The sequence below is a fragment of the Parasphingorhabdus sp. genome, from assembly GCF_036964675.1.
GTDB lineage: Bacteria > Pseudomonadota > Alphaproteobacteria > Sphingomonadales > Sphingomonadaceae > Parasphingorhabdus.
The window spans coordinates 1-3,433 of sequence record NZ_JBALTF010000119.1 but is presented as its reverse complement, the minus strand read 5'-3'; the positions used below and the strand labels follow the sequence as shown (position 1 = coordinate 3,433).

3 protein-coding genes are annotated in these 3,433 nt (G+C 59.7%); all 3 read right to left on the bottom strand.

The features are described 5' to 3' along the window. Positions 1 to 1,859: chromosome segregation SMC family protein (locus V7665_RS13290; RefSeq protein ID WP_335665014.1), on the bottom strand; the 1,859-nt coding region annotated here is incomplete at its 3' end. 72 nt (positions 1,860 to 1,931) lie between these two features. Continuing rightward, complete coding sequence (locus V7665_RS13285) at positions 1,932 to 2,675, bottom strand: thioredoxin domain-containing protein (RefSeq protein WP_335665013.1); 744 nt, start codon at positions 2,673 to 2,675, stop codon at positions 1,932 to 1,934. A gap of 26 nt (positions 2,676 to 2,701) precedes the next feature. Continuing rightward, positions 2,702 to 3,397: a thioredoxin domain-containing protein gene (locus tag V7665_RS13280; protein ID WP_335665012.1), complete on the bottom strand. Its 696-nt coding sequence runs from the start codon at positions 3,395 to 3,397 to the stop codon at positions 2,702 to 2,704. Between the last annotated feature and the right edge of the window lie 36 nt (positions 3,398 to 3,433).

Below are 3,433 nucleotides of genomic sequence, written 5' to 3'. Positions count from 1 at the left end.
GCATTGCCGTCGTCGCGGGCGACAAAGCCATCCCAGCGGCGCAGCGCACCAGCCTTGGTGACCAGCCGCTGGCCGACCGAGAGCGGTTGGCCGTCGTCGCTTTCGGTGACAAAAATCTGCGACAGGCGATTGTGCAATTCTGCCGGTGCCTGAACTTTGTCGAGCAGGACCTCGGTTCCGGCAGGTGCATCGCCAGAAGTGGACATATTGCCACCACCCCAGAAGCGATCACCATCTTCACCAATAGACGCGAGCAGATCATCGCCGAGCGCGGCTGCCAAAGCCCGTTCATAGCCCGGGGCCGGTTTGACCTGATCAATCGCCTTGTTGGTGCTTTCGGCCCTGGACAATTCCCGGTTCAGTGCATCATGTTCGGATTTCAGGCCAGCCAGTTCCGCCCTCAGCGTGGCGAGTCCGGATTGCGCGGCATCGCGCGCGGCGGTCGCCGCTATTCTCTGCTCCTCGAGCGCTGCAATCTTGCCGCCACTGCCGTCCGCCGCTTTCTGTGCCACCTCCCGCGTCGCGATCGCTTCGGCCAGAGCCGCCTGCATCTCTCCTTCATCGCCCATTTCGGCGCGTTCGGCGTTCAGCCGGTCGAGCTCCACCGCCAGCCGGTCATGGCGGGCCTTCGCTGCATCAACGGCGGCATTGGCGACCTTGATCTCCGCCTGAATCCGCGCTTCTTCGGCCACTGCCTTGGCCAGTTCCACCTCGGCCTCGCTGGCCGCGCGTTCGGCCCGTTCGGCGGCGCGCTCGAGATCCGGCCGTTCCTTGTTGAGAGCGGACAATTCGGTCGCAAGCCGCTTCTCGTCCTGTTCGAGCCGGGCCAGCGCCTCCATCGCATCGCGGGTCAATTGATCTTCGCGGGCATTGTCATCGTGGATGCGCTGGGCCTGCGCCTGCAGATCAAGCAGCCGTGATTTCAGATTGTCCCGTTCGTTGGTCAGGGTCAGCAGGCGGTGGCTGGACTCGCTGGCCTGTTCGCGCGCGCGCTGAACCTCGGTGCGGAGGATGCCGAGCGCCCTGGCGCTTTCATTCTGCGCCGACACGGCCGCCTGTTGTTCATTTTGCGCGGCATTGACCTTGGCCTCGGCAGCTTCCGCTTCGGCCTTGGCCAGATCGGATGCTGCCGCGGCCTCTTTCCAGCGCGCGTAGATCAGCCGCCCCTCAACCAGGGTGATTTCCGTGCTCAGCTTCCTGTAGCGCTCCGCCTGCTTCGCCTGCCGTCTGAGATTGGCCGCACGCTGTTCCATGTCGCCGAGAATATCGTCGAGACGGGATAGATTCTTTTCCGCCGCGCGCAATTTCTGCTCGGCATCCTTGCGCCGGACGTGGAGGCCGGAAATGCCGGCGGCTTCTTCCAGCATTTCCCGCCGGGCTTCGGGCTTGGACGAAATGATGTTGGATATCTTGCCCTGGCTGACCAGCGCCGGGCTGTGCGCGCCGGTGGCGGCATCGGCGAAGATCAGGGCAATATCCTTGGCCCGGACATCGGTGCCATTGGCGCGATAGGCTGAACCGGAGCCGCGTTCGATCCGGCGGACAATCTCCAGCTCGCTGTCATTGTCGCCAACATGCAGGGACGACACGTCGTTGATTTCCCGTTCCGCGGTCAGCGCGACTTCGGCAAATTGCCGCTCGGGCCGGTCCTGGGTGCCGGCAAAGATCACATCTTCCATGCCGCCGCCGCGCATCGACTTGGCAGAATTTTCGCCCATCACCCAGCGGATCGCCTCGAGCAGATTGGATTTGCCGCAGCCATTGGGGCCGACCACGCCGGTCAGCCCTTTTTCAATGCGCAGCTCCGTCGGATCGACAAAGCTTTTGAAGCCCGAGAGTCTGAGCTTCTTTATTTGCATGGAATCGCTCCCATGCCGCCTGTGCTAACGATCAAATTCAAATCGCGCCCTCTCTTGCGATGGGTCCAGCGCTTATCTTGCGCCGGCCTCCTTCAGCTTGGTTTCGACCATCGCCCAGTTGGTGCCGTCAATCTTCTGGCCGTTGAGCAAGAATGTCGGCGTTCCTTCGATATTAAAATCTTCAGCGGCTTTCTGGGTGCCGTTCATCAATGTTTCAGCGGTGGCGGTATCCGCCAGGCAAGCCTTGGCCTGGTCTTCGGAAATGCCGCGCTGCTGAAAAAAGGAGATCAGGCCAAGCTGTTCCGCCAGCCGAACAAATCGCGTTTCAGGGGGGGAATTCAATATGTCACCATAGGTCGCTTCGCCCATGCCCTGCGCTTTTTCAAACATTGTCGTCTGATAGCCCAAAGCCTGTTCGGTCAGCGGGAAAAACGGGGCTTCACCGCCGCAGCGGGACAGGATCGCAGCGGACAGATCCAGTGGATCGCGAACGAAATTGCGGATTTCAAAACTGACCCGGCCGCTTTCGACATAATTGTCGCGCAGCGGTGCAAAGGCCTGTTCACCGAAATCCTTGCAGTGCGAGCAGGTGATCGACATATATTCGACCAGCTTGATCGGGGCGTCGGGATTGCCCATGACGATGCCGCCGGCGTCGGTTTTGGAAACCGTATCGGACCATTTCTGGCCGGCAGGAGCTTTCACTTCGGCTGCGGCTTCTGATGCACCACTTGCGGCGGTATCGGCTGCGCCGCCGCCACAAGCGCTCAAGGCAAGAGCGAGCGAGATTGGCAGAAGTGTAAGGGATTTACGCATGATATTGTTCCTGTTCCAGATTTTATTCATTTCAAAGGGAGAGCGGCAAGCGCGGGTTGCAGGGTGGGCCAGCTGTGCACCGCGTCCAGCAGCTTGTCGTTGATCGTGAAGCTTGGCGTACCGGTGATCTTGACCGTTTCCGTGCCATATTTGGTCATCGCCAGTATCTTGTCCTGGGCATCCTTGTCGGCAAGGCAGACATTTGCCTGCGCTTTGGTGATGCCGCGTTTGGCGATGATGCCGTAAAAGCCGACATCGGCGGCAATTTTCTTCAGCCGTGCGTTGATTTCGCCTTGATACCAGGTCTTTTGCACTTCGGGAGAAGTCGACTGGACCGTTTTCAACCATATATTCTGTGATGCCATCAGCGCATTGTGATTGCCAAAAAACTTGGTCCGGCCGCCGCATCGCGCCAGCAGCGCTGCGGTAAAATCCACCGCATCGCGGACATAGTTGCGCACTTCCGCGCTGACGTGGCCCTTGGTAATATATCCTGATTTCAGAGGGGTTTTGGAAGCAACTTCAAAGGCTGCGCAATGATTGCAGGTGTAGCTGACATATTCGACCAGGCGATTTTTCGCCAAAGGATTGCCGAGCACATGACCGCCCATGGTCGACAGGGTGACCCGCTTGGACCAGTCGGTTTGCTGTGCGGATGCTGGTGCGGTAATCACCGCTGCTAGCACCAATGCCGAAGCAAGATACGCGCTTCTCAACTTCATGTCCGGTCCTTCTTCTTGTCACCGTCACCGATCTTG